28 protein-coding genes are annotated in these 21,504 nt (G+C 43.5%); 6 read left to right on the top strand and 22 right to left on the bottom strand.

The window, feature by feature from the left end; genetic code table 11:
- Nucleotides 1-18 precede the first annotated feature (18 nt).
- The 14 genes from rplX to thiD form a co-directional block, all read right to left on the bottom strand.
- Nucleotides 19-330 (bottom strand): 50S ribosomal protein L24, encoded by a 312-nt coding sequence (rplX, locus tag IGJ17_RS01315; protein WP_005232526.1) that lies wholly within the window; start codon nucleotides 328-330, stop codon nucleotides 19-21.
- A 35-nt stretch (nucleotides 331-365) separates the two neighbouring features.
- Nucleotides 366-734 (bottom strand): 50S ribosomal protein L14, encoded by a 369-nt coding sequence (gene rplN, locus IGJ17_RS01310; RefSeq protein WP_003128006.1) that lies wholly within the window; start codon nucleotides 732-734, stop codon nucleotides 366-368.
- Nucleotides 735-794: 60 nt separating this feature from the next.
- Entirely contained in the window at nucleotides 795-1,061 is a 267-nt protein-coding gene (gene rpsQ, locus IGJ17_RS01305; RefSeq protein ID WP_005232528.1) for a 30S ribosomal protein S17, read from the bottom strand.
- Nucleotides 1,062-1,085: 24 nt separating this feature from the next.
- On the bottom strand, nucleotides 1,086-1,274 hold the full coding sequence (rpmC, locus tag IGJ17_RS01300) for a 50S ribosomal protein L29 (protein WP_005232529.1): 189 nt from the start codon (nucleotides 1,272-1,274) through the stop codon (nucleotides 1,086-1,088).
- Nucleotides 1,264-1,698, bottom strand: a complete 435-nt coding sequence (gene rplP, locus IGJ17_RS01295; RefSeq protein WP_005226918.1) for a 50S ribosomal protein L16 — start codon at nucleotides 1,696-1,698, stop codon at nucleotides 1,264-1,266. Before rplP ends, rpmC begins: the two co-directional genes overlap by 11 nt.
- Before the next feature lie 2 nt (nucleotides 1,699-1,700).
- Complete coding sequence (gene rpsC, locus IGJ17_RS01290) at nucleotides 1,701-2,357, bottom strand: 30S ribosomal protein S3 (protein ID WP_005226916.1); 657 nt, start codon at nucleotides 2,355-2,357, stop codon at nucleotides 1,701-1,703.
- A 13-nt stretch (nucleotides 2,358-2,370) separates the two neighbouring features.
- Entirely contained in the window at nucleotides 2,371-2,718 is a 348-nt protein-coding gene (rplV, locus tag IGJ17_RS01285) for a 50S ribosomal protein L22 (RefSeq protein WP_003127973.1), read from the bottom strand.
- Nucleotides 2,719-2,741: 23 nt separating this feature from the next.
- The gene (gene rpsS / locus IGJ17_RS01280; protein ID WP_005226914.1) at nucleotides 2,742-3,020 is read right to left on the bottom strand and encodes a 30S ribosomal protein S19; all 279 of its coding nucleotides are present in this window, start codon (nucleotides 3,018-3,020) and stop codon (nucleotides 2,742-2,744) included.
- Nucleotides 3,021-3,062: 42 nt separating this feature from the next.
- Nucleotides 3,063-3,896: a 50S ribosomal protein L2 gene (gene rplB, locus IGJ17_RS01275; protein ID WP_005226912.1), complete on the bottom strand. Its 834-nt coding sequence runs from the start codon at nucleotides 3,894-3,896 to the stop codon at nucleotides 3,063-3,065.
- A 39-nt stretch (nucleotides 3,897-3,935) separates the two neighbouring features.
- Nucleotides 3,936-4,229, bottom strand: a complete 294-nt coding sequence (locus tag IGJ17_RS01270; RefSeq protein WP_005226911.1) for a 50S ribosomal protein L23 — start codon at nucleotides 4,227-4,229, stop codon at nucleotides 3,936-3,938.
- Nucleotides 4,229-4,852 (bottom strand): 50S ribosomal protein L4, encoded by a 624-nt coding sequence (gene rplD / locus IGJ17_RS01265; protein ID WP_005226910.1) that lies wholly within the window; start codon nucleotides 4,850-4,852, stop codon nucleotides 4,229-4,231. Before rplD ends, IGJ17_RS01270 begins: the two co-directional genes overlap by 1 nt.
- A gap of 29 nt (nucleotides 4,853-4,881) precedes the next feature.
- Nucleotides 4,882-5,511, bottom strand: coding sequence for a 50S ribosomal protein L3 (gene rplC, locus IGJ17_RS01260; protein WP_003127967.1), 630 nt, complete (start codon nucleotides 5,509-5,511; stop codon nucleotides 4,882-4,884).
- Nucleotides 5,512-5,533: 22 nt separating this feature from the next.
- Complete coding sequence (gene rpsJ, locus IGJ17_RS01255) at nucleotides 5,534-5,842, bottom strand: 30S ribosomal protein S10 (protein WP_003127966.1); 309 nt, start codon at nucleotides 5,840-5,842, stop codon at nucleotides 5,534-5,536.
- A gap of 340 nt (nucleotides 5,843-6,182) precedes the next feature.
- Nucleotides 6,183-7,013: a bifunctional hydroxymethylpyrimidine kinase/phosphomethylpyrimidine kinase gene (gene thiD, locus IGJ17_RS01250; protein WP_086372535.1), complete on the bottom strand. Its 831-nt coding sequence runs from the start codon at nucleotides 7,011-7,013 to the stop codon at nucleotides 6,183-6,185.
- A 108-nt stretch (nucleotides 7,014-7,121) separates the two neighbouring features.
- Between thiD and IGJ17_RS01245 the strand changes: the two genes are divergently transcribed.
- Together IGJ17_RS01245 and IGJ17_RS01240 are read left to right on the top strand one after the other, a co-directional pair.
- Nucleotides 7,122-8,567, top strand: a complete 1,446-nt coding sequence (locus IGJ17_RS01245; RefSeq protein ID WP_429961042.1) for a PLP-dependent aminotransferase family protein — start codon at nucleotides 7,122-7,124, stop codon at nucleotides 8,565-8,567.
- Nucleotides 8,551-9,276 carry a nitroreductase family protein gene (locus IGJ17_RS01240; RefSeq protein WP_061053631.1) on the top strand — a complete coding sequence of 242 codons (726 nt, stop codon included), beginning with the start codon at nucleotides 8,551-8,553 and terminating at the stop codon, nucleotides 9,274-9,276. Before IGJ17_RS01245 ends, IGJ17_RS01240 begins: the two co-directional genes overlap by 17 nt.
- A gap of 133 nt (nucleotides 9,277-9,409) precedes the next feature.
- On the opposite strand, the gene tuf is transcribed toward IGJ17_RS01240, so the two are convergent.
- The 4 genes from tuf to rpsL form a co-directional block, all read right to left on the bottom strand.
- Nucleotides 9,410-10,597, bottom strand: a complete 1,188-nt coding sequence (tuf, locus tag IGJ17_RS01235) for an elongation factor Tu (protein WP_005226902.1) — start codon at nucleotides 10,595-10,597, stop codon at nucleotides 9,410-9,412.
- A 148-nt stretch (nucleotides 10,598-10,745) separates the two neighbouring features.
- A complete protein-coding gene (fusA, locus tag IGJ17_RS01230) occupies nucleotides 10,746-12,830 on the bottom strand; it encodes an elongation factor G (RefSeq protein WP_005226900.1) in 2,085 nt (694 codons plus the stop codon).
- Nucleotides 12,831-12,910: 80 nt separating this feature from the next.
- Complete coding sequence (gene rpsG / locus IGJ17_RS01225; RefSeq protein ID WP_003127957.1) at nucleotides 12,911-13,381, bottom strand: 30S ribosomal protein S7; 471 nt, start codon at nucleotides 13,379-13,381, stop codon at nucleotides 12,911-12,913.
- 70 nt (nucleotides 13,382-13,451) lie between these two features.
- Nucleotides 13,452-13,865 carry a 30S ribosomal protein S12 gene (rpsL, locus tag IGJ17_RS01220; protein WP_003127956.1) on the bottom strand — a complete coding sequence of 138 codons (414 nt, stop codon included), beginning with the start codon at nucleotides 13,863-13,865 and terminating at the stop codon, nucleotides 13,452-13,454.
- A gap of 304 nt (nucleotides 13,866-14,169) precedes the next feature.
- Here rpsL and rpiA point away from each other — a divergent pair, with 304 nt between their 5' ends.
- From rpiA to IGJ17_RS01200, 4 genes are all read left to right on the top strand, one after another.
- Nucleotides 14,170-14,844 carry a ribose-5-phosphate isomerase RpiA gene (gene rpiA / locus IGJ17_RS01215; protein WP_005226875.1) on the top strand — a complete coding sequence of 225 codons (675 nt, stop codon included), beginning with the start codon at nucleotides 14,170-14,172 and terminating at the stop codon, nucleotides 14,842-14,844.
- 151 nt (nucleotides 14,845-14,995) lie between these two features.
- On the top strand, nucleotides 14,996-15,577 hold the full coding sequence (locus IGJ17_RS01210; RefSeq protein ID WP_429961041.1) for a recombinase family protein: 582 nt from the start codon (nucleotides 14,996-14,998) through the stop codon (nucleotides 15,575-15,577).
- Nucleotides 15,578-15,771: 194 nt separating this feature from the next.
- Nucleotides 15,772-16,458 carry a 2,3-diphosphoglycerate-dependent phosphoglycerate mutase gene (gene gpmA / locus IGJ17_RS01205; RefSeq protein ID WP_005226871.1) on the top strand — a complete coding sequence of 229 codons (687 nt, stop codon included), beginning with the start codon at nucleotides 15,772-15,774 and terminating at the stop codon, nucleotides 16,456-16,458.
- 101 nt (nucleotides 16,459-16,559) lie between these two features.
- A complete protein-coding gene (locus IGJ17_RS01200; protein WP_429961040.1) occupies nucleotides 16,560-17,207 on the top strand; it encodes an SGNH/GDSL hydrolase family protein in 648 nt (215 codons plus the stop codon).
- Nucleotides 17,208-17,259: 52 nt separating this feature from the next.
- On the opposite strand, the gene IGJ17_RS01195 is transcribed toward IGJ17_RS01200, so the two are convergent.
- The 4 genes from IGJ17_RS01195 to deoB form a co-directional block, all read right to left on the bottom strand.
- A complete protein-coding gene (locus IGJ17_RS01195) occupies nucleotides 17,260-18,447 on the bottom strand; it encodes an iron-containing alcohol dehydrogenase (RefSeq protein WP_429960337.1) in 1,188 nt (395 codons plus the stop codon).
- A 198-nt stretch (nucleotides 18,448-18,645) separates the two neighbouring features.
- Complete coding sequence (gene deoD, locus IGJ17_RS01190; RefSeq protein WP_005226852.1) at nucleotides 18,646-19,350, bottom strand: purine-nucleoside phosphorylase; 705 nt, start codon at nucleotides 19,348-19,350, stop codon at nucleotides 18,646-18,648.
- Nucleotides 19,351-19,375: 25 nt separating this feature from the next.
- Nucleotides 19,376-20,194: a purine-nucleoside phosphorylase gene (locus IGJ17_RS01185; protein WP_008376402.1), complete on the bottom strand. Its 819-nt coding sequence runs from the start codon at nucleotides 20,192-20,194 to the stop codon at nucleotides 19,376-19,378.
- Between the two features lie 10 nt (nucleotides 20,195-20,204).
- Nucleotides 20,205-21,371, bottom strand: a complete 1,167-nt coding sequence (gene deoB, locus IGJ17_RS01180; protein WP_429961039.1) for a phosphopentomutase — start codon at nucleotides 21,369-21,371, stop codon at nucleotides 20,205-20,207.
- Nucleotides 21,372-21,504 lie beyond the last annotated feature (133 nt).

Below are 21,504 nucleotides of genomic sequence, written 5' to 3'. Positions count from 1 at the left end.
CCTCCTTCCTTCATCAGATTATTTATCAAGAACTTCTCCGGTTTTCTTAGAAACGCGGACTTTTTTGCCGTCAACTTCTTTGTAACCGACACGCGTAGCTTCACCGTTCGATGGATCAACCACCATCACGTTAGAAACATGAATTGGTGCTTCCATTTCAACGATTCCGCCTTGAGGAGCAGTTTGAGAAGGTTTTTGGTGTTTTTTGACAACATTGACACCTTCAACAACGACTTTGTCATTTTTAGGAAACGCTGCTAGCACAACGCCTTCTTTGTTTTTGTCTTTACCAGTGATAACTTTAACTTTATCGCCTTTTTTAACAAACATGTTTGTTTCGCACCTCCTTTAGATAAGAATCACTATTACAATACTTCTGGTGCTAGGGAAACGATCTTCATAAAGTTGCCTTCACGCAATTCGCGGGCAACTGGGCCAAAGATACGAGTTCCACGAGGGCTCTTATCGTCACGGATAATAACCGCAGCATTTTCATCGAATTTGATGTATGAACCGTCTGTACGACGAGCTCCTGATTTAGTACGAACGATAACGGCTTTAACGACGTCACCTTTTTTGACAACCCCACCTGGCGTTGCTTGTTTAACCGTAGCAACAATCACGTCACCAATATTGGCAGTTTTACGACCAGATCCGCCAAGGACTTTGATCGTTAGAATTTCACGGGCACCTGAGTTGTCCGCCACTCTTAATCGGCTTTCTGCTTGGATCACGATGTGTATCCTCCTTTCAGATTTTGCAATTCACAATCTATATAGGAAAATCTCGTGTGATTAGATAATCACTGCCTTTTCAACAATCTCTACTAGACGGAAACGTTTCGTAGCTGATAATGGACGAGTTTCCATAATTTTCACGATATCGCCAACTTTTGCTTCGTTGTTTTCATCGTGTGCTTTGTATTTCTTAGAATAGTTCAGACGTTTGCCGTAGATAGGGTGGTTTTTCTTTGTTTCAACGACAACAGAGATAGTTTTATCCATTTTGTCTGATACCACGCGACCTTGGTAAACTTTGCGTTGATTTCTTTCTTCAGTCATACGCTAAATGGCCTCCTTCCACTATTACTTAACTTGTTCACGCAATACTGTTTTAATGCGTGCAATCGATTTACGTACTTCTTTGATACGTGCAGTGTTTTCTAATTGACCTGTTGCTAATTGGAATCTAAGATTGAACAATTCTTCTTTCAATTGTTTTTCTTGATCTAGCATTTCGGCAGTGGTTAATTCTCTGATTTCTTTAACCTTCATTCGATTCACCACCCATTTCCTCACGTTTTACGATCTTCGTTTTCACTGGTAATTTGTGAGAAGCAAGACGTAGCGCTTCGCGCGCAACTTCTTCAGGTACACCGGCAATTTCAAACATGATTTTACCACGTTTAACTGGTGATACCCATCCTTCAGGAGCCCCTTTACCAGAACCCATACGTACCCCGATAGCTTTGGCAGTATAAGATTTGTGAGGGAAAATTTTGATCCATACTTTCCCGCCACGTTTCATATAACGAGTCATTGCGATACGGGCAGCTTCGATTTGACGGTTTGTGATCCAGTGTGATTCAACAGCTTGTAAGCCGTATTCACCGAATGCTACTTCTTTTCCGCCTTTCGCTTCGCCACGCATTTTTCCGCGGAACTCACGACGGTGTTTTACACGTTTAGGTACTAACATGTTTATTTCCCTCCTTTCTCAGTGTTCTTTTTAGTTGGAAGAACTTCTCCACGATAAATCCACACTTTAACTCCTAGTTTTCCGTATGTTGTATCTGCTTCTTCCCATGCGTAATCAATGTCCGCACGTAATGTATGAAGTGGAACTGTTCCTTCTGAGTAACCTTCTGAACGAGCGATATCCGCACCATTTAGACGGCCAGAAACTTGTGTTTTGATTCCTTTAGCGCCAGAACGCATTGTGCGTTGGATCGCTTGTTTTTGAGCACGACGGAAAGCAACACGGTTTTCTAATTGACGTGCGATTCCTTCGCCTACTAATTTAGCATCTAAATCTGGTTTTTTGATTTCAACGATGTTGATGTGAACTCGTTTGCCAGTTAGGCTATTTAATTCTTTTCTTAGGTTTTCGACTTCAGATCCGCCTTTACCGATAACCATACCTGGTTTAGCTGTGTGGATTGAAATATTCACGCGGTTTGCTGCACGCTCGATCTCAACTGTAGACACAGCGGCATCAGCAAGTTTAGATGCGATAAATTTACGGATTTTCAAATCTTCATGTAGAAATTCAGCATACTCTTTTTCAGCATACCATTTAGCATCCCAGTCACGGATGATGCCTACACGCATTCCAATTGGATGTACTTTTTGACCCACTGATTGTCCCTCCTTATTTTTCTGATACGACTACAGTAATATGACTTGTACGTTTGTTGATCGGTGAAGCTGAACCTTTCGCACGTGGACGGAAACGTTTCATCGTTGGTCCTTCGTTTACGAATGCTTCAGAAACAATCAAGTTTTCAACATCTAAGTCAAAATTATTTTCTGCATTGGCAATAGCTGACATCAAGACTTTCTCGATGATTCCAGCTGCTTTATTTGGTGTGAACTTTAAGATCGCGATTGCTTCAGCAACGCTTTTCCCTCTGATTAAGTCAATAACTAGACGAGATTTACGAGGAGAAACGCGGACTGTTTTAGCAGTTGCTTTCGCTGATGTGATTTGTTCTGCCATTTTTGGATATCCTCCCCTCAAAATTAGCGTCTTGTTTTCTTATCATCGGCAGCATGTCCGCGATAAGTTCTTGTTGGTGCAAATTCACCTAATTTGTGTCCTACCATGTCTTCTTGGATGTAAACTGGTACATGTTTCCGTCCATCATACACAGCAATTGTAAATCCGATAAAATTAGGGAAAATTGTAGAACGACGTGACCAAGTTTTGATCACTTTTTTCTTTTCAGCGCCTTCTTGTGCTTCGACCTTTTTCATCAAATGGTCATCGACAAAAGGTCCTTTTTTCAAACTACGACCCATGGTGTACCTCCTCTCAAAATGTGCGACACACGGTCAAGTATATTACTTAGTTTTACGACGACGAACGATAAGTTTGTCTGATTTTGCTTTTTTGTTACGTGTTTTGTAGCCAAGTGCTGGTTGTCCCCAAGGAGAAACTGGTGCTTTACGTCCGATTGGTGCTTTACCTTCACCACCACCGTGTGGGTGATCATTAGGGTTCATTACGCTACCACGTACAGTTGGGCGTTTGCGCATCCAACGAGAACGGCCGGCTTTACCGATGTTGATCAATTCGTGTTGTTCATTACCAACAGAACCGATTGTTGCACGACATGATGCTAAGATCATCCGTACTTCACCAGAGTTCAAGCGGATCAATACGTATTTGCCTTCTTTACCAAGTACTTGAGCACTTGTTCCAGCTGAACGAATCAATTGTCCACCTTTACCAGGTTTCATTTCGATGTTGTGGATAACAGTACCGACTGGAATGTTTTCTAGTGGTAATGCATTCCCTACTTTAATATCTGCATCTGGACCAGAAACGACAGTCATGCCAACTTCTAATCCTTTAGGTGCTAAGATGTATGCTTTTACTCCATCCTCGTAATGTACTAACGCAATGTTAGCAGAACGGTTTGGATCATATTCAATCGTTTTAACCGTAGCAACGACGTTGTCTTTGTTACGTTTGAAATCGATCAAACGGTATTGACGTTTGTGACCGCCACCTTGATGACGAACCGTGATACGTCCGTTGTTGTTACGACCAGCATTGTTTTTCAAAGGAGCTAACAATGTTTTTTCTGGTGTTGAAGTTGTGATTTCAGCGAAATCAGAACTTGTCATATTACGACGGCCGTTCGTGGTAGGTTTGTACTTTTTAATCGCCACGTCTTTTTCCCTCCCATGTAAAATTTATGCGTGAGTTGCTTATTCAGCAGCTTCGAAAATTTGGATTTCTTTAGAATCTTCAGTTAAAGTCACAACAGCTTTGCGACGTTTTTTTGTATATCCTGCATATTTACCCATGCGTTTGAATTTCGGACGAACGTTGATGATGTTCACGTTTGCCACTTTCACTCCGTCAAAGGCAGCTTCTACAGCTTGTTTTACTAAAGTTTTGTTAGCTTTTGTGTCCACTTCAAAAGTGTATTTCTTGTCATCCATGGCAAGCATTGATTTTTCAGTGATCACTGGGCGTTTAATAACGTCTAGTAAGTTCATTATGCAAGCACCTCCTCGATCTGAGTAAGAGCAGTTTGTGTCACTAACATTTTGTCGTTAGAAACGATGTCTAGCACACTAATGTTATCAGCAGTAACTACAGAAACTTTTGGCAAGTTGCGCGCAGATAAAGCGGCAAAGTCGTTTTCAGATTCTAAAACTACCAATACTTTAGAGTCAATTGTCAAGTTAGCTAAAACTTGTTTGAATTCTTTTGTTTTTGGAGCATCAAAGCTTAATCCTTCTACTGCTACCAAGTTATTTGAAGCAACTTTTTCTGACAATACAGATTTCATTGCTAAGCGACGAACTTTTTTAGGAAGTTTGTAGCTGTATGAACGTGGTGTTGGTCCGAAGACTACGCCACCTCCACGCCATTGTGGTGAACGGATTGAACCTTGACGGGCACGTCCAGTTCCTTTTTGGCGCCATGGTTTACGGCCACCGCCACGAACGGCACTGCGGTTTTTCACAGCGTGTGTTCCTTGTCTTAATGAAGCGCGTTGCATGATGATTGCATCATAGACAACTGATTCATTTGGTTCGATTCCGAAGATTTCTTCGTTCAATGTAATTTCGCCATTTTGGCTTCCATCTTGTTTGAATAATGCTACATTCGGCATTCCTTAGTTCCTCCTTTCTTCCTATCTACTTATTTAGCTTTCACAGCTGATTTGATTGTAATCAATGATTTTTTCGCGCCAGGTACATTACCTTTGATCAAGATAACGTTGCGTTCTGCGTCTACGCGTACGATTTCCAAGTTTTGGATCGTGATGCGATTTCCGCCCATACGTCCAGCAAGACGTTTGTTTTTAAATACACGGTTAGGTGCAACTGGACCCATTGATCCAGGACGACGGTGGTAACGAGAACCGTGAGCCATTGGTCCGCGGCTTTGTCCGTGACGTTTGATAACGCCTTGGAATCCTTTACCTTTCGAAGTGCCGGTTACATCGATGATGTCTCCTGCTTCAAAAATATCAACTTTGATTTCTGATCCTACTTCTAAGCCCTCTAGCTCTACATTCTTGAATTCGCGAATGAAGCGCTTAGGAGCCGTGTTTGCTTTTGCAACATGACCTTTCGCAGGTTTGTTAGACAAAACTTCACGCATATCTTGGTAGCCGACTTGAATTGCTTCGTAGCCGTCATTTTCGATTGTTTTCACTTGTAGCACTACGTTTGGTGTAGCTTCTACTACAGTTACTGGAATCAATTCGCCAGATTCAGTGAAGATTTGAGTCATTCCCACTTTTTTCCCTAAGATTCCTTTGGTCATGATTACACCTCCATCTTAATTATTATAGTTTGATTTCGATATTAACACCGCTTGGCAAGTCTAGCTTCATTAAAGCATCAACAGTTTTTGGTGTTGGATTCACAATGTCGATTAGACGTTTGTGTGTACGCATTTCGAATTGTTCGCGTGAATCTTTGTATTTGTGCGTCGCACGGATGATCGTGTACAAGCTGCGTTCAGTTGGTAATGGAATTGGACCAGATACGCCAGCTCCAGTTCTCTTTGCAGTTTCTACGATTTTATCCGCTGATTGATCTAAAATACGATGTTCATACGCTTTTAAACGGATACGAATTTTTTGTTTTGCCATTGTTTTCCCTCCTTCGCCTATTTTGAAAAGTAGACATAGCTCCACGAAAATTTTCCGTCACGCTCGTCCATGGCAAAGCGTCCGGGCGTGTCGCAACCTCTCGTTTCGTAGCCGGCAGAAAATTTCTTTGCTGCCAGTGTGACTTACGTATTTACGTAAACAGCACCTTTATGATTATATTACGGATAAACATTGATTGCAAGCTTTTTTTATGGAAAAACCGGGATTCTTTTGCATTTCTTTCAGAAAATTTTCTTTTGTTTTCGAAACACAAAAAAAGAAGCGTTGCCCGCTTCTTTTAAGCGCTTCTTCAATTCCTATTTATATAGAAGCAAACCTGCTATTGCGGCGCTTCCTCATTCATACGTCCTTGGGCGTGGGTATAGGCACCATGCCACACATGGCCCACATAGGGATTGATGACCACGCCTTCTTTGATTGCTGCTGTGACAAAGGCTTTTGCTAAGCGAATACTTTCCACGACGGGTTTGCCTTTTGCAAGACCAGCAGCGATCGCTGCTGAAAAGGTGCAGCCTGCTCCGTGATTAAAATCGGTAGCGATTTTGTCACTTTCCAACAGGAGGAAGGATTCTCCATCATAAACAAGGTCGATGGCTTTTGCTCCTGGCAAGCGATGACCGCCTTTGATCACGACGTATTTAGCACCTAATTGATGGATTTTTTCAGCAGCTTGCTTCATGGCTTCCACACTCGTCAAATCACCCAAACCTGAAAGAATCCCCGCTTCTACTAAATTAGGGGTGACAACATCTGCTAAAGGCAACAAATGCGTGATGATGGCATCGACACTTTTTGGCTGTAAGATTTCTGCGGTCCCTTTGCAAGCAATGACGGGATCGATCACCACATTTTTGACTTGCTGTTGTTGAATCATCTTCGCTGCTTGCACAATATTGTCTTCATTGCCTAACATCCCCGTTTTAAGGGCATCCATCGGATCACCTGCAAAGGCGGAGATCAATTGCTTTTCAACAAGCGCTGGTTCCATTGCTGTTACTTCATGGCTCCAACCCGCTTGTGGATCCATCGTGACGATCGAAGCAATCGTGGCAAAACCAAAGACACCATACTCCTGAAACGTTTTTAAATCCGCTTCGATACCGGCACCTCCGGTTGAATCAGACCCGGCAATTGATATTACTTTTTCCATCTTCCTCATCTCCTTGTGCTTTTTGCTAAGTATAGTCAATCTTCCCCTTGACGAAAAGAGCCATTTGGCTTATTTTTAAACCATCCAATTGAAAAAAGGTGGTGCAGGATGGCTTCATCAAGTATCGACAAACAAAAGAACCAACCGATTTACCAGCAGATCGTGACCCATTTTATCGAAGAGATCCAAGCGGGAACCTATGGGCCTGGGGATCGTTTACCACCAGAGCGCAGCCTTGCTCAGACTTTTGACGTCAACCGTTCCACCGTCGTCAAAGCGTTAGATGAATTGAAGAGCTTAGGATGGATCGAACGAAAACAAGGCAGCGGCTCTCACGTATTGGAAGGTCGTTGGGGGAACCGCCAAACACCGCTTTCTTATTTGCGCTCGTCTTTAAGCAGCCCTTACTTGCAGCAAGACCCTTACGTTCAACAGATTCAGCACTTGCGCACCGAGAAGGATGTGCTGGATCTGTACACAGGTGATCTACCTGCCGATCTGATTCCCGACTTCACGTTTCCCGCCTTTACATGGGAAGAGATCCGCAAAGAAAGCACCAAAGTATTACCGACTGGTTATGAGCCTTTGCAAGAAATCTTATTGCAGCACCTTGCTGATTCCTTCAATTTGCCCACCAGCGGTCAAAAACTAGTAATTACTGCCGGTTCGACGCAAGGAATCACTTTGCTGATGCAAGTCTTATTGCAGACGGGGGATTGTATCGCGACAGAGGACCCTTCTTTCTTGTTCTCTCTCCCCTTGTTTTCCACGATGAATGTCCAGTTGATTGGGATCAAACAAGATAGCGAAGGGATGCGACCCGCCGCATTGGAAAAAGTGTTGAAGGAAAAGAAGATCAAATTCGTCTATCTGAACCCCACCTTCCAAAACCCAACTGGCCACACCATGAGCGAGCATCGGCGCCAAGCGATCATCCGCCTTTGCCAGACCTACCAAGTACCGATCATTGAGGATGATGTTTTTAGCGAGTTGGCTTTTGATGAAGTACCGCCCAAGCTAAAATCCATGGCTCCCGAAACCGTCATTTATTTAGGCTCGCTTTCAAAATTACTTGGGTCATCAATCAAAATCGGCTGGCTTTTGGTGCCAGAAGCGTTAGCCGACCAATTTGCCCAAGCGAAAAAACGGATGGCGATTGATACCACGATCTTCCCGCAAGTCCTTGCCAACATCGCCTTACGCTCCTCTGATTACCACCAACAGCAGCGGACTCTGCTTGCAGAAATGGCCCAGCGCCAGCAAAACCTACTCCAACTCTTGCAGGCATTTCAGGAGGATTGGCAATGCCAGCCGACGAAAGGTGGTCTTTACCTGTGGTTGACTTGGCGTCACCGCACGTTGACCCGCAAAGATTGGTCGCGCTTTTTGACGAACGATTGCTTAGTAGCACCTGCTTTCCTTTTCAGTAACGATACGAATGGCTTGCGTTTGAACTATACCCGTTTAGCCAAAGATGATTTACCACGATTTCAAGAACGATTCACAAAAATCACCCAACAGTTAAAGGAGCAAACCTATGAACGAAACCATTGAGCTTTTGCACAATCATCGCACTTACCGACAATTTGACCCTGACTACCGCTTGAGCCAAGAACAAGTAACCGCGATTTTGACTGCCGCTCGTCAAGCACCAAGCTGGATGAATGGGCAAGCCTATTCGATCCTGGTGATCGACGACCCGCAGATCCGCCAACAAATGGTCGAATGGAATCCCGGCAATCCTCATATCGCAGCAAGTTCGCTCTTTCTGCTGTTTCTCGCAGATTTAAACCGAACCAAAAAAGTTGCTGAGAAAAAACAGACCCCCTATCCAATCGATGAGGGCTATCAGCCATTATTGATCGCCACCACTGATGCCAGCATTGCTTTACAATCTGGTGCGATCGCTGCTGAATCGCTGGGCTTAGGTACCGTCATTTCCGGCAGTGTCCGCAAAGACAGCGCCAAAATCGCTGAATTGTTGCACTTACCGGAATATGTCTACCCTGTGGCTGGCTTGAGCATCGGTAAACCAATCGTAGAAATGAAGGTCAAGCCTCGCTTGCCAGAAGAAGCGGTCATTCATTACAACCATTATCAGGACTATTCTTATGAGGCAATCGAAGCCTACGATCAAACAATGACTGATTTTGGAGAAGCTCGCGAGACCAAACCATGGTCAGAAAAATTTGCTGGGTTTTACAGCAATCGCCCTGACCAAGGATTTGACGCCTTCTTGAAGAAGCAAAAACTAATAAAATAAAAAGCACCGCTCTCTTTAGCTTCGATGAACCGCAGTGGATTCGTCAACGCTAGAGATGGCGGCTCTTTTTTGGTTCTACGAGTCAAAAAAAAAGAGCAAAAGCGCGTACGCTTTTGCTCTTCGATCAATCAAATTAAGCTTGGATTGAAGTTACAACGCCTGAACCAACAGTACGTCCGCCTTCACGAATTGAGAAACGAGTTCCGTCTTCGATAGCGATTGGGTGGATCAATTCAACGTCGATTGTTACGTTATCACCAGGCATAACCATTTCAGTTCCTTCTGGTAATTCAACAACACCAGTTACGTCAGTTGTACGGAAGTAGAACTGAGGACGGTAGTTAGTGAAGAATGGAGTGTGACGTCCACCTTCTTCTTTTGTTAAAACGTAAACTTCAGCTTTAAATTTTGTATGAGGTGTGATTGTACCAGCTTTAGCTAATACTTGTCCACGTTGGATGTCTTCACGAGCAACCCCACGTAGCAATGCACCAATGTTATCCCCTGCTTCAGCATAGTCTAACAATTTACGGAACATTTCAACACCAGTTACAGTTGTTTTAGCAGTTTCTTCAGCAATACCAACGATTTCAACTTCGTCACCAACGCGAACTTGTCCACGTTCAACACGGCCTGTAGCAACAGTACCACGTCCAGTGATTGAGAATACGTCTTCGACTGGCATCATGAATGGTTTGTCAGTGTCACGTTCTGGAGTTGGAACGTATTCGTCAACTGCAGCCATTAATTCCATGATTTTTTCTTCGTATGAAGCATCGCCTTCAAGAGCTTTCAAAGCAGAACCAGCGATTACAGGAACATCGTCGCCTGGGAAGTCATATTCTGACAATAAGTCACGAACTTCCATTTCAACTAATTCTAGTAATTCTTCGTCATCAACCATATCCATTTTGTTTAAGAAAACAACGATGTATGGTACACCAACGTTACGTGATAACAAGATGTGTTCACGTGTTTGAGGCATAGGACCATCAGCAGCAGATACTACTAAGATCGCGCCGTCCATTTGAGCAGCACCAGTGATCATGTTTTTAACGTAGTCCGCGTGTCCTGGGCAGTCAACGTGAGCATAGTGACGTGCTTCAGTTTCGTACTCAACGTGAGCAGTTGAGATAGTGATTCCGCGTTCGCGTTCTTCTGGAGCGCCATCGATTTGGTCGTAAGCTGAAGCTTGAGCCAAACCTTTTTTAGATAATACAGTTGTGATAGCAGCTGTAAGTGTAGTTTTACCATGGTCAACGTGTCCGATCGTACCAATGTTTACGTGGGGTTTAGAACGGTCAAATTTTTCTTTTGCCATTTTAAAATGTTCCTCCTAAAAATGCAGTTTATTTTTTATATTTGATAGGTAGGGAGCCGCAGCTCCCCATCCCTTATCATCGATAATATTGTACACGAAACTCAGAAAAAAATATAGCTTTTTACTTAATTTCCTATACTTCCATCAATTATTCAGCTTTGCCGCCGTTTTTCTTGATGATTTCTTCTTGAACAGATTTAGGTACATCTTCATAGTGATCAAATGTCATCATGAACGTACCGCGACCTTGTGTTGATGAACGAAGTGTTGTTGCGTAACCGAACATTTCAGCTAATGGCACGATTGCGTTCACGATTTGTGAGTTACCGTGTGCTTCCATTCCTTCTACGCGTCCACGACGAGCAGTTACGTGACCCATAACATCACCTAAGTAATCTTCTGGTACAGTGATAACTACTTTCATCATTGGTTCAAGAATTACTGGGTTTGCTTTCTTCGCTGCAGCACGTAAAGCCATAGAAGCTGCAACACGGAAGGCAGTTTCACTTGAATCGACATCATGGTATGAACCATCATAAAGTTTTGCTTTGATGTCTACTAATGGGTAACCGGCTAAGACACCGTTCGCCATTGAGTCTTCAAGTCCTTTTTCAACTGCTGGGATGTATTCACGAGGAACCACACCACCGACAATCGCGTTTTCGAATTCGAAGCCTTTACCTTCTTCGTTTGGTGTAAATTCGACCCATACGTGACCGTATTGACCTTTACCACCAGACTGACGTACAAATTTACCTTCCGCTTGTGTTGCTGCACGGAATGTTTCACGATAAGAAACTTGAGGCGCACCTACGTTTGCTTCAACTTTAAATTCGCGACGCATACGGTCAACTAAGACGTCCAAGTGAAGTTCTCCCATACCAGCGATAACAGTTTCGCCTGTTTCAGCGTTTGTTTCCACACGGAATGATGGATCTTCTTCAGCAAGTTTTTGTAAAGCAACCCCCATTTTATCTTGGTCAGCTTTTGATTTAGGCTCAACAGCGACTTCGATAACTGGTTCTGGGAATTCGATTGATTCAAGGATTACTGGTGATTTTTCATCACATAGTGTATCCCCAGTTGTTGTGTCTTTCAAACCAACAGCAGCGGCGATATCGCCTGAGTATACTGTTTGGATTTCAGCACGTGTGTTGGCGTGCATTTGTAGGATACGACCGATACGTTCGCGTTTGCCTTTTGAAGCATTCAATACGTATGATCCAGAGTTCAAGATACCTGAATACACACGGAAGAATGTCAAACGACCTACGAATGGGTCAGTCATTACTTTAAACGCTAATGAAGCAAATGGTGCTTCATCGTCAGCCGGACGATCAGTTTCTTCGTCTGTTTTAGGATTGATCCCTTTAATCGCAGGAACATCAAGTGGTGAAGGCAAGTAGTCGATGACTGCATCCAACATCAATTGAACCCCTTTGTTTTTAAAGGCAGATCCACAAAGAACAGGGAAAAAGTCAACAGTCAATGTTGCTTGACGAATACCAGCTTTCAATTCTTCTTCAGTGATTTCTTCACCTTCCAAGAATTTCATCATTAGTTCTTCATCAGTATCAGCAACAGCTTCGATTAATTTTTCGCGCCATTCTTCAGCTAATTCTACATATTCTTCAGGAATTTCAGTCTCTTGGATTTCAGTTCCTAAGTCATTTGTGTAGATTTCAGCTTTCATTTTTACTAAGTCGATAATACCAGTAAAGTCATCTTCCGCACCAATTGGTAATTGGATTGGGTGAGCATTTGCTTGTAAACGATCATGTAAAGTTGATACAGAGTATAAGAAGTCTGCACCAATTTTGTCCATTTTGTTACAGAATACAACACGTGGTACGCGGTAATCTGTCGCTTGACGCCAAACTGTTTCTGTTTGAGGTTCTACACCTGATTGTGAGTCCAACACAGTTACAGCACCATCAAGTACACGCAATGAACGTTGCACTTCGATTGTGAAGTCCACGTGTCCTGGTGTGTCGATGATATTTACGCGGTTTTCTTTCCATTGCGCAGTTGTCGCAGCAGAAGTGATTGTGATCCCACGTTCTTGTTCTTGTTCCATCCAGTCCATTTGAGAAGCACCTTCATGTGTTTCACCAATTTTATGGATTTTACCTGTGTAATAAAGGATACGTTCAGTTGTCGTTGTTTTACCAGCGTCAACGTGGGCCATGATCCCGATATTACGAGTTTTTTCTAGCGAAAATTCTCTTGCCATTCTAGGTTGTTCCCCTCTCATTCTTACTTAACTTAAGCTAAGGTTGTCTCAGTACCTTCCAATAAAAAGCAGTGAGGATCTTACCAACGATAGTGAGCAAATGCGCGGTTGGCTTCCGCCATTTTGTGTGTGTCTTCGCGTTTTTTCACAGAAGCACCAGTGTTGTTTGCTGCATCCATGATTTCTTTTGCAAGACGTTCTTCCATTGTGTGTTCGCCACGCAAACGAGCGTAGTTTACCACCCAACGAAGACCTAGAGTTGTACGACGTTCAGGACGTACTTCTACTGGTACTTGGTAGTTAGAACCACCGACACGGCGAGCTTTAACTTCCAATACAGGCATAATGTTTTTCATTGCTTGTTCGAAAACTTCCAATGGATCATTTCCTGTAGATTCTTTGATAATGCCAAAAGCATTGTAGATAATATTTGCAGCAACACCGCGTTTACCATCAACCATTACACGGTTGATCAAACGAGTTACTAATTTTGAGTTATAAATAGGATCTGGTAAAACATCACGTTTTGCAACAGGACCTTTACGAGGCATCCGTAACTCCTCCTTCCGAGATATCAGTTCTGATTTAAATAAGATTCATTTGATCTGTTTGTCTTAAAGATTAAGCTTTAGGACGTTTTGTACCATATTTAGAACGAGATTGTTTACGATCGTTAACACCGGCAGTATCCAATGCACCACGAACGATATGGTAACGTACCCCTGGTAAGTCTTTTACACGTCCACCACGTAACAAGACCACGCTGTGTTCTTGTAAGTTGTGTCCGATACCTGGAATATAAGCTGTCACTTCAATCAAGTTTGACAAACGAACACGCGCATATTTACGTAGAGCTGAGTTCGGTTTTTTCGGTGTCATAGTTCCCACACGAGTAGCTACCCCACGCTTTTGAGGTGAGTTAACATTCGTTTGAGCTTTCTTGAAACTGTTATATCCTTTGTTCAATGCTGGTGAATTTGATTTTTCAACCTTGGATTTACGAGGTTTACGTACTAATTGATTAATTGTAGGCATCCCTAGTTGTCCTCCTTCCTTGATTCGCTTTATAGTCCCACACATCCAGGTGGTTCTTTTTTTGCGATAAAAAATAATGCATTCTCTGCATTCATATCAACTATGCTTTGATAGACAGTCAGCACGTCTCCAACGAGAGACCTGTAGATAAAGCACCTTTGATAGAATATCATGCTTATTCTTACCTGTCAAGTATCCTCCCAAGCTTTTTTCAAAAGAAATCTGTTACGAAAAAATCCGCAAATTTTGCGCTTCTTCCTATATAATAGAGACAAAGCATTTATTTAAAAAAGGCGGGAAGAAAATGAACCTAAAAGAAATGGTCGGCATTGAAGCGGCTAGTTATGTAAAAGATGGCATGGTCGTTGGCTTGGGCACTGGCTCAACAGCCTACTACATGATTGAAGAACTGGGTCGACGTGTAAAAGAAGAAGGTCTATCGATCACTGGTGTCCCAACTTCTTGGGCATCGAAAAAACAAGCAGAAGGATTAGGTATCCCGATTCGCACCATCGATGAAGTGGACGCTGTGGATCTAACGATCGACGGTGCAGATGAGATCAGCAAGGATTATCATGGCATCAAAGGCGGCGGTGCAGCCCTTTTATTCGAAAAAATCGTGGCGTCTAACTCCAAAAAAGTTTTGTGGATCGTTGATGAATCGAAAATGGTCGAAACACTTGGTGCCTTCCCGTTGCCAGTGGAAGTGATCCCTTATGGCAGCCAACAGCTGTTGCGTCTGTTCGAGAAGAAAAACTACCATCCAAAACTGCGTCTGAATGAAGAAGGCGAACCTTTAAAAACCGATTGCAGCAATTACATCATCGATCTTCATCTAGAAACGATCACCGCTCCTACTGAGTTGGCACAGGAATTAGATGCTACAGTGGGCGTGGTTGAACACGGTCTGTTTTTGGATATGGTTCATACGATCATTGTCGGATTGCCTGAAGGACCGAGTACCAAGCACGTTAGATAAAGGAAACAAAAAAGGAGAAGCAAAAATGCTTCTCTTTTTTTCGTTATTTTTCTTCAATCGACTTAATTTTTATTATTTTTTGTGCAAATTACCCTATCATTTAAGAAATAATTATGATACATTCAATAAAAAGGGAAAGGTAGGAGGGTTTATGAAAATCATAGGCTATGCTCGTTCAACGATCACCGACAACTCAACAAGTGAACAATTAAACAAGCTCGAAGAATTTGGGTGTCATGAATTTTTCCATGAGACATTTAGCGTGGAAGAAAGTGAAGAAAATCATTCATTGGAGTCAGTGGTGGCACAAATGCAGCCCGGCGACACCTTAGTCGTTACGGAACTGCATCGTTTAGGGAAAACGACCAGACAGCTGACCGATCTCACTGATCTATTAAAACAGCGAGAGCTTCATCTGGTTTCACTGGCAGAACAAATCGATACCCGCGGTCCGATGGGACAGGTTTACTTCAATTTAATGGAAGGACTTGCGATCATGGAACGCTCACTCATCAAAGAGCGCACGCTGGTCGGCTTAAATAAAGCCCGCAAAAAAGGCAAAATTGGCGGTCGTCCAAAAATCGATCCAAAAATGATTAAAAAAATCCGTCAATTGTACTACGAAAAAAAAGAAACGATTCAATATATTTCTGAAAAATGCGGTGTTTCTGTAGGTACATGCTATAAATACATAAAATTATCCGAAGAAGAATGGAACAAGTTACGTTCATAGTTGTCGACTCCCCCTAGAACAGCATGAAACAAAAGCGGTCCTCTTTTTAATGATCCCCTTTTGTTTTTCCTTAAGAATGGCGTTTTCCCCCAGCTTTTCCTCCAAAACCATGGAAATTCTTTGAGAAAGAGTGTACAATAAATACGGAATTGAAAATTTCAGAAAAATATCGAATATCTAAAGGAGAGTTTTACATGCCAAAATTAGTATTTTCTCGTCATGGACTAAGCGAATGGAACAAATTAAACCAGTTTACCGGTTGGGCTGATGTTGATCTAGCGCCAGAAGGTGTCGAAGAAGCAATCGAAGGCGGACGTAAAATCAAAGAAGCAGGCATCGAATTTGACGTTGCTTACACATCTGTTTTAACTCGTGCCATCAAAACTTGTAATTACATTTTAGAATATTCTGATCAACTTTGGGTACCAACGATCAAATCATGGCGCTTAAACGAACGTCATTACGGTAAATTACAAGGTTTAAATAAAAAAGAAACTGCTGAAAAATACGGTGACGAACAAGTACACATCTGGCGTCGTTCTTACGATGTTTTACCTCCATTGATGGAAGCTTCAGATGAAGGTTCTGCTGCAAACGACCGTCGTTATGCAATGCTTGACCCTCGCGACGTACCTGGTGGCGAAAACTTAAAAGTTACTTTAGAACGTGCATTGCCTTTCTGGCAAGATGAAATCGCCCCAGCATTAAAAGACGACAAAACTGTCTTAGTTGCGGCTCACGGAAACTCTCTACGTGCATTAGCAAAACATATCGAAGGTATTTCTGACGAAGATATCATGGATCTTGAGATCCCAACTGGTCAACCACTTGTTTATGAATTGAACGATGATTTGACTGTTGCGAAAAAATACTACTTATAAGCCTCGCTTATCGCTGCCCTTTTTAACCAAAGGGCAGTTTTTTTATTGGCATTTTCTCCCCCCTCTTTTATAATTGAGGGCATACTCGAAAGGAGCTTATTATGAAACTAATCAAAAATGATACCGTTTTATTTTTAGGTGACAGCATCACAGATTGCGATCGTGATCGCCAAGACCCCCACGATTTAGGACATGGGTTTGCCCGTCTCGTTGCCGATCAGCTGGCAGAGAAATTCCCCACTGCGGGCTTTACCTTTTATAACCGCGGGATCGGCGGCAATAAAGCTGCCGATGTCTTAGCCCGTCTCCAAGAAGATTGCCTCCAATTAGCGCCTGACGTCTTGGTCTTTATGATTGGGATCAACGACACGTGGCACAATGCCGGTGGTCCCGATTTTGGTTCAGAAGCTGCGGCAACGTCCTTTGAGGCAACCTACCGTCAAATTCTGGAACAAGTGACCCAACAGGGGATCACGCGTATTTTCTTGCTGGAACCTTTTGTATTGCCATATCCTGAAGATCGCCAAACCTGGCGGATCGATCTTGATCCGAAAATCCAAATCGTTCGTCGCTTAGCTGCCGCCTTTCATTGTCAACTGCTGCCGCTGGATGGCTTGTTTGCCGAAGCATCCGTCGCTAGCTCCCCACAGGCACTGACAGGCGATGACGGTGTGCACCCCACTCCTGCAGGACACGCCTTGATTGCGAATCAGCTAATGGCCCGTTTGGCTTTTTCTTCTGAAGGGTAAATAAACAGACCGCTCCGCGACAACCAAGTCGCAGGAACGGTCTTTTTAATGATTAAAGATAGGTTGAAGGAGTCAAGGAATCTTGGTAGATTGCGATCACGTCTTCTTCTTGTAGCGGTACATACGCATTTGTTGCAATAGAGCTGAATTGAACTGCTTGAGCCGCCATTTCAACAAAATGAGTGTCATCGGCGATTCCCACTTCTGGCAAAGTCATCGGAATATCGCAAGAAACAAAAAAGTCATACAGTTTTTGAATCCCCATTCGGGCAGCTAATTCTGGCACTGCTTCTTGGACACCAAAGACTTCTCTGGCAAAACGCGCAAATTTCGGCGCCGTTTCTTCATTCAATACATGAAGCATCCAGCGTGGGGTCAGGATCGCTAAGCCGATGCCATGGGTAATGTCATAAAACGCACTCAACTCATGCTCCATCGCATGACAAGACCATGCACCACCCTTGCCGCTTCCAGTCAAACCATTTAAGGCTAAGGTGCTCGCCCACATCAAATTCGCCCGTGCGTCATAGTCCGAGGGATCCTTTAATGCGATGGGCAGATTTTTAATGACTGCTTTTAGCAATCCTTCTGCTACACCGTCTTGGACATCTGTTCCTTCTGTTTTACTGAAATAATTTTCAATCAGATGGCTCATGATATCCGCTGAACCGGCAGCCGTTTGATAACGACTGACACTAAAGGTCGTTGTTGGATCTAAAAAGGATACTTTCGGTAAAAATTCGGGTCCGTGAACGCCAAGTTTTTGTTTCGTTTCTAGATTAGAGATCACTGCGCCGCGATTCATTTCACTGCCGGTAGCCGCAAGGGTCAAGATCGTTACTAATGGAATTGCTGGTCCTTGATAGCTTCTGGAAAGTACTAAGTCCCAAGGCTCTTGCTCACTGCAAGCCGCCCCAGCAATCACTTTGCTGCAATCAATTACAGAACCGCCGCCAACAGCTAAAATGACGTCGATCTTTTCTGAACGACAAAGAGCGGCTCCTTGACGAACGGTTTCGATTCGTGGATTTGGATCGACACCAGTCAATTCAGTGACTTGATTGCCGTTGGCAGTCAATTGCGCCATGACTGCATCGTACAAGCCGTTTTTCTTGATACTGCCGCCACCATAGACTAGCAAGACGTTTTTTCCAAATGTATTCAGTACTTCTGGCAATTCGTTCAGACGGTCTTTCCCAAAACGAATGTCCGTCGTTACATGAAACGTAAAATTATTCATTGTCTCGTCTCCTTTTTACACCTTTTCTTTTCATTAAACCATTTTCTGGCAAAAGTGCAACGCTTCTTCGTGGCTTTTTGCCAACAAAAAAAGATAACACATTCTCGGTTGCATGCAAACCAATACGATTTGGCTGCTTGCTCTATCAAAAGCAAGCAGCCCTCGCATCGTTCATGCACCGATCCTGTGGTATCTTTTTTACGCGATCGCTGTTTCTAAGCCAACTTTGATCATGTCGTTAAACGTCGTTTGTCTTTCTTCTGGCGTTGTTTCTTCTCCAGTGATGATGTGGTCGCTGACGGTACAGATCGCTAAGGTTTGAACGTGGAATTTCGCCCCTAAATAGTATAAGGCTGCGGCTTCCATCTCAACACCCATCACTCCAAGGTCTGCCAACTGTAACGTTTCCGTCATGTCATCTTTGTAGAAGGTATCTTCAGATAAGATGTTGCCGACGTGGGTCGTAAATCCTGATTCAATCGCTGTATCATAGGCTTTACGCAGCAGTGCAAAGTCAGCGATTGGTGGGAAATGGAAACTTTGGAAGTTTTTTGCCACCATCGAGGAACTTGTTGCTGCCGCTTGGGCAATCACAAGATCACGCACATGGACATCTTTTGAGATGGCACCACACGTACCGACCCGAATCAATTTCTTCACGCCGTAAGAGTTGATCAATTCATGGGCATAGATGCTCGCTGAAGGCATGCCCATGCCGGTTCCTTGGACAGAGACCCGCTCGCCCTTATAAACGCCTGTATAGCCCAACATTCCCCGAACATTGTTGTAACAGATCGGGTCTTCTAAAAATGTTTCAGCAATATATTTTGCCCGCAGTGGATCACCTGGTAACAAGATTTTGTCTGCGATCTCGCCTGCTTTTGCTTCGATATGAACGCTCATTCGTTTTTCTCCTTTGGTCTGCTTTTTATAGTACTGCTAACGTTTCTTTGATCAACGCTTTAAATTCTGCCTTGACCCGTTCCGTCGTTTCCACGACTTCTTCGTGATTCAAGCTCGCTTGCATACCAGCAGCCAAGTTTGTGATGCAAGAAACACCTAAGACTTTCAAGCCACTGTGAACAGCAACGATCACTTCTGGGACAGTCGACATACCGACAGCATCGGCACCGATCGTCCGAGCAAAGCGGATCTCTGCTGGCGTTTCATACGTAGGACCTGAGAAGCCCATATAGACGCCTTCTTTTAAGTGCAATCCTTTTGATGCGCCAACTTTTTGTGCCGCTTCCCGATAAGGCAAATGGTAAGCTTGGCTCATATCTGGGAAACGTGGACCCATTTCTTCTTCGTTTTCACCAATCAGTGGGTTGTCCCCCATAAAGTTGATTTGATCGGTGATCAACATCAAGTCTCCAGGCTGGAAGCTTTCGTTCACACCGCCACAGGCATTGGTCACGACTAAGGAATGAGCTTTCAATGCCGCCATCACACGGACGGGGTAAGTGACCGTCTGCATCGAATGGCCTTCATAATAATGGAATCGTCCTTGCATCGCTAAGACTTTTTTCCCAGCTAATGTTCCATAGACCAATTGTCCAGCATGACCGACCACTGTCGAAACAGGAAAATGCGGGATATCGTTATAAGGCAACACGATTGGGTTTTCGATCTCATCGGCTAATTCCCCTAAGCCAGAACCTAAAATCAAGCCAAATTCCACTTCACCGACGCCGCTTCCTTTGATAAATGCCGTTGTTTCTTGTAATTTCTCATGTAACGTTGTCATTTCATCACCTCTAGTTTAAATGTTTTAAAAAGCTAGTTCCGTTTTCTGTAGCTGAAACACCAAAGTTTTCAGCGATCGTTGCGGAAATATCCGCATAGTAGCCTTGTGGCAATTTTCCTTGGCCTTGGAATTTCTTGCTGTACGCTAGTAATGGCACATATTCTCTCGTGTGATCCGTTCCCGTAAAGGTTGGGTCATTGCCGTGGTCAGCTGTGATCAACAGCAGATCCTCGTCTCCCATTGCTTCTAAGAGTTCTGGAATACGCAAATCAAAATCTTCAATGGCGTGGGCATACCCTACGACATCGCGACGGTGACCATAAAGCGCATCGAAGTCAACCAAGTTCGTAAAGCTTAGACCCGTAAAGTCTTGTTTCATCACTTTCAGTAATTGATCCACACCGTCCATATTGCTCTTCGTCCGTACAGAATCGGTGATTCCTTGCCCGTTGAAGATATCATTGATTTTCCCAACGGCGATCACGTCTTTTCCAGCTTCTTTCAATGAATCTAACACTGTATGGCCAAATGGATCGAGTGCGTAGTCATGACGATTGCTCGTACGAGTAAAGTTTCCAGGCTCACCGACATAAGGACGCGCGATGATGCGGCCGATCATATACGGCTCATCTTTCGTGATATCCCGAACGTACTGACAAATACGATACAATTCTTCTAATGGAATGATTTCCTCATGAGCGGCGATCTGCAACACTGGGTCAGCCGAAGTGTAAACGATCAGATCCCCGGTCTTCATTTGATGTTCGCCAAAGTCATCAATGACTGCTGTCCCAGAATACGGCGCATTGCAGACGATTTTGCGTCCAGAGAACTCTTCGATCTGTTGCAATAATTCATCGGGAAACCCATCTGGAAATACGTGGAAAGGCTTTTGGATATTCAAGCCCATGATCTCCCAGTGACCCGTCATCGTATCTTTCCCAACAGAAACTTCTTCCAATTTGGTTGCATACCCATCATGGTCAGCTACCGCCTTTACGCCTTCTAAAGGACGAATCGTACCTAGGCCTAATTGTTCCAAGTGAGGGATCGTTAAGCCTGCTTCTTTTGCAATATGGCCTAATGTATCTGAACCGACATCACCAAAAGCTGCCGCATCAGGTGCTTCACCAATTCCGACTGAATCCATCACGATCAAGTGTACACGTTTAAACATTCTATTCCCTACTTTCTTTATTTTATGCTTTTACAAGCGGATCTACTACCTCTATCATACTAAACTTAAGCAAAAATTGCGCTGGGTTGCTTTGGAAATTTCCTGACGCTTTCCTTTCACCCAGAGGATAGAA

The sequence above is a fragment of the Enterococcus sp. DIV1096b genome (assembly GCF_050498765.1).
Taxonomy (GTDB): Bacteria; Bacillota; Bacilli; order Lactobacillales; family Enterococcaceae; genus Enterococcus_D; species Enterococcus_D entomosocium.
This window is presented reverse-complemented; position numbering and strand designations above follow the sequence as displayed.

What these genes read in the sequence shown, in the direction of transcription:
- IGJ17_RS01210 (WP_429961041.1), top strand. Translation starts at nt 14,996, where the DNA reads ATGAAAATCATAGGCTATGCTCGTTCAACGATCACCGACAACTCAACA.
- thiD (WP_086372535.1), bottom strand. Translation starts at nt 7,013, where the DNA reads ATGGAAAAAGTAATATCAATTGCCGGGTCTGATTCAACCGGAGGTGCC.
- rplP (WP_005226918.1), bottom strand. Translation starts at nt 1,698, where the DNA reads ATGTTAGTACCTAAACGTGTAAAACACCGTCGTGAGTTCCGCGGAAAA.
- rplV (WP_003127973.1), bottom strand. Translation starts at nt 2,718, where the DNA reads ATGGCAGAACAAATCACATCAGCGAAAGCAACTGCTAAAACAGTCCGC.
- rpsG (WP_003127957.1), bottom strand. Translation starts at nt 13,381, where the DNA reads ATGCCTCGTAAAGGTCCTGTTGCAAAACGTGATGTTTTACCAGATCCT.
- IGJ17_RS01270 (WP_005226911.1), bottom strand. Translation starts at nt 4,229, where the DNA reads ATGAACTTACTAGACGTTATTAAACGCCCAGTGATCACTGAAAAATCA.
- rpsQ (WP_005232528.1), bottom strand. Translation starts at nt 1,061, where the DNA reads ATGACTGAAGAAAGAAATCAACGCAAAGTTTACCAAGGTCGCGTGGTA.
- IGJ17_RS01240 (WP_061053631.1), top strand. Translation starts at nt 8,551, where the DNA reads ATGAACGAAACCATTGAGCTTTTGCACAATCATCGCACTTACCGACAA.
- rplD (WP_005226910.1), bottom strand. Translation starts at nt 4,852, where the DNA reads ATGCCGAATGTAGCATTATTCAAACAAGATGGAAGCCAAAATGGCGAA.
- IGJ17_RS01195 (WP_429960337.1), bottom strand. Translation starts at nt 18,447, where the DNA reads ATGAATAATTTTACGTTTCATGTAACGACGGACATTCGTTTTGGGAAA.
- deoB (WP_429961039.1), bottom strand. Translation starts at nt 21,371, where the DNA reads ATGTTTAAACGTGTACACTTGATCGTGATGGATTCAGTCGGAATTGGT.
- fusA (WP_005226900.1), bottom strand. Translation starts at nt 12,830, where the DNA reads ATGGCAAGAGAATTTTCGCTAGAAAAAACTCGTAATATCGGGATCATG.
- gpmA (WP_005226871.1), top strand. Translation starts at nt 15,772, where the DNA reads ATGCCAAAATTAGTATTTTCTCGTCATGGACTAAGCGAATGGAACAAA.
- rpsL (WP_003127956.1), bottom strand. Translation starts at nt 13,865, where the DNA reads ATGCCTACAATTAATCAATTAGTACGTAAACCTCGTAAATCCAAGGTT.
- rpiA (WP_005226875.1), top strand. Translation starts at nt 14,170, where the DNA reads ATGAACCTAAAAGAAATGGTCGGCATTGAAGCGGCTAGTTATGTAAAA.
- rpsS (WP_005226914.1), bottom strand. Translation starts at nt 3,020, where the DNA reads ATGGGTCGTAGTTTGAAAAAAGGACCTTTTGTCGATGACCATTTGATG.
- rpmC (WP_005232529.1), bottom strand. Translation starts at nt 1,274, where the DNA reads ATGAAGGTTAAAGAAATCAGAGAATTAACCACTGCCGAAATGCTAGAT.
- IGJ17_RS01185 (WP_008376402.1), bottom strand. Translation starts at nt 20,194, where the DNA reads ATGACAACGTTACATGAGAAATTACAAGAAACAACGGCATTTATCAAA.
- tuf (WP_005226902.1), bottom strand. Translation starts at nt 10,597, where the DNA reads ATGGCAAAAGAAAAATTTGACCGTTCTAAACCCCACGTAAACATTGGT.
- IGJ17_RS01245 (WP_429961042.1), top strand. Translation starts at nt 7,122, where the DNA reads ATGGCTTCATCAAGTATCGACAAACAAAAGAACCAACCGATTTACCAG.
- rplC (WP_003127967.1), bottom strand. Translation starts at nt 5,511, where the DNA reads ATGACCAAAGGAATCTTAGGGAAAAAAGTGGGAATGACTCAAATCTTC.
- rplX (WP_005232526.1), bottom strand. Translation starts at nt 330, where the DNA reads ATGTTTGTTAAAAAAGGCGATAAAGTTAAAGTTATCACTGGTAAAGAC.
- IGJ17_RS01200 (WP_429961040.1), top strand. Translation starts at nt 16,560, where the DNA reads ATGAAACTAATCAAAAATGATACCGTTTTATTTTTAGGTGACAGCATC.
- deoD (WP_005226852.1), bottom strand. Translation starts at nt 19,350, where the DNA reads ATGAGCGTTCATATCGAAGCAAAAGCAGGCGAGATCGCAGACAAAATC.
- rpsJ (WP_003127966.1), bottom strand. Translation starts at nt 5,842, where the DNA reads ATGGCAAAACAAAAAATTCGTATCCGTTTAAAAGCGTATGAACATCGT.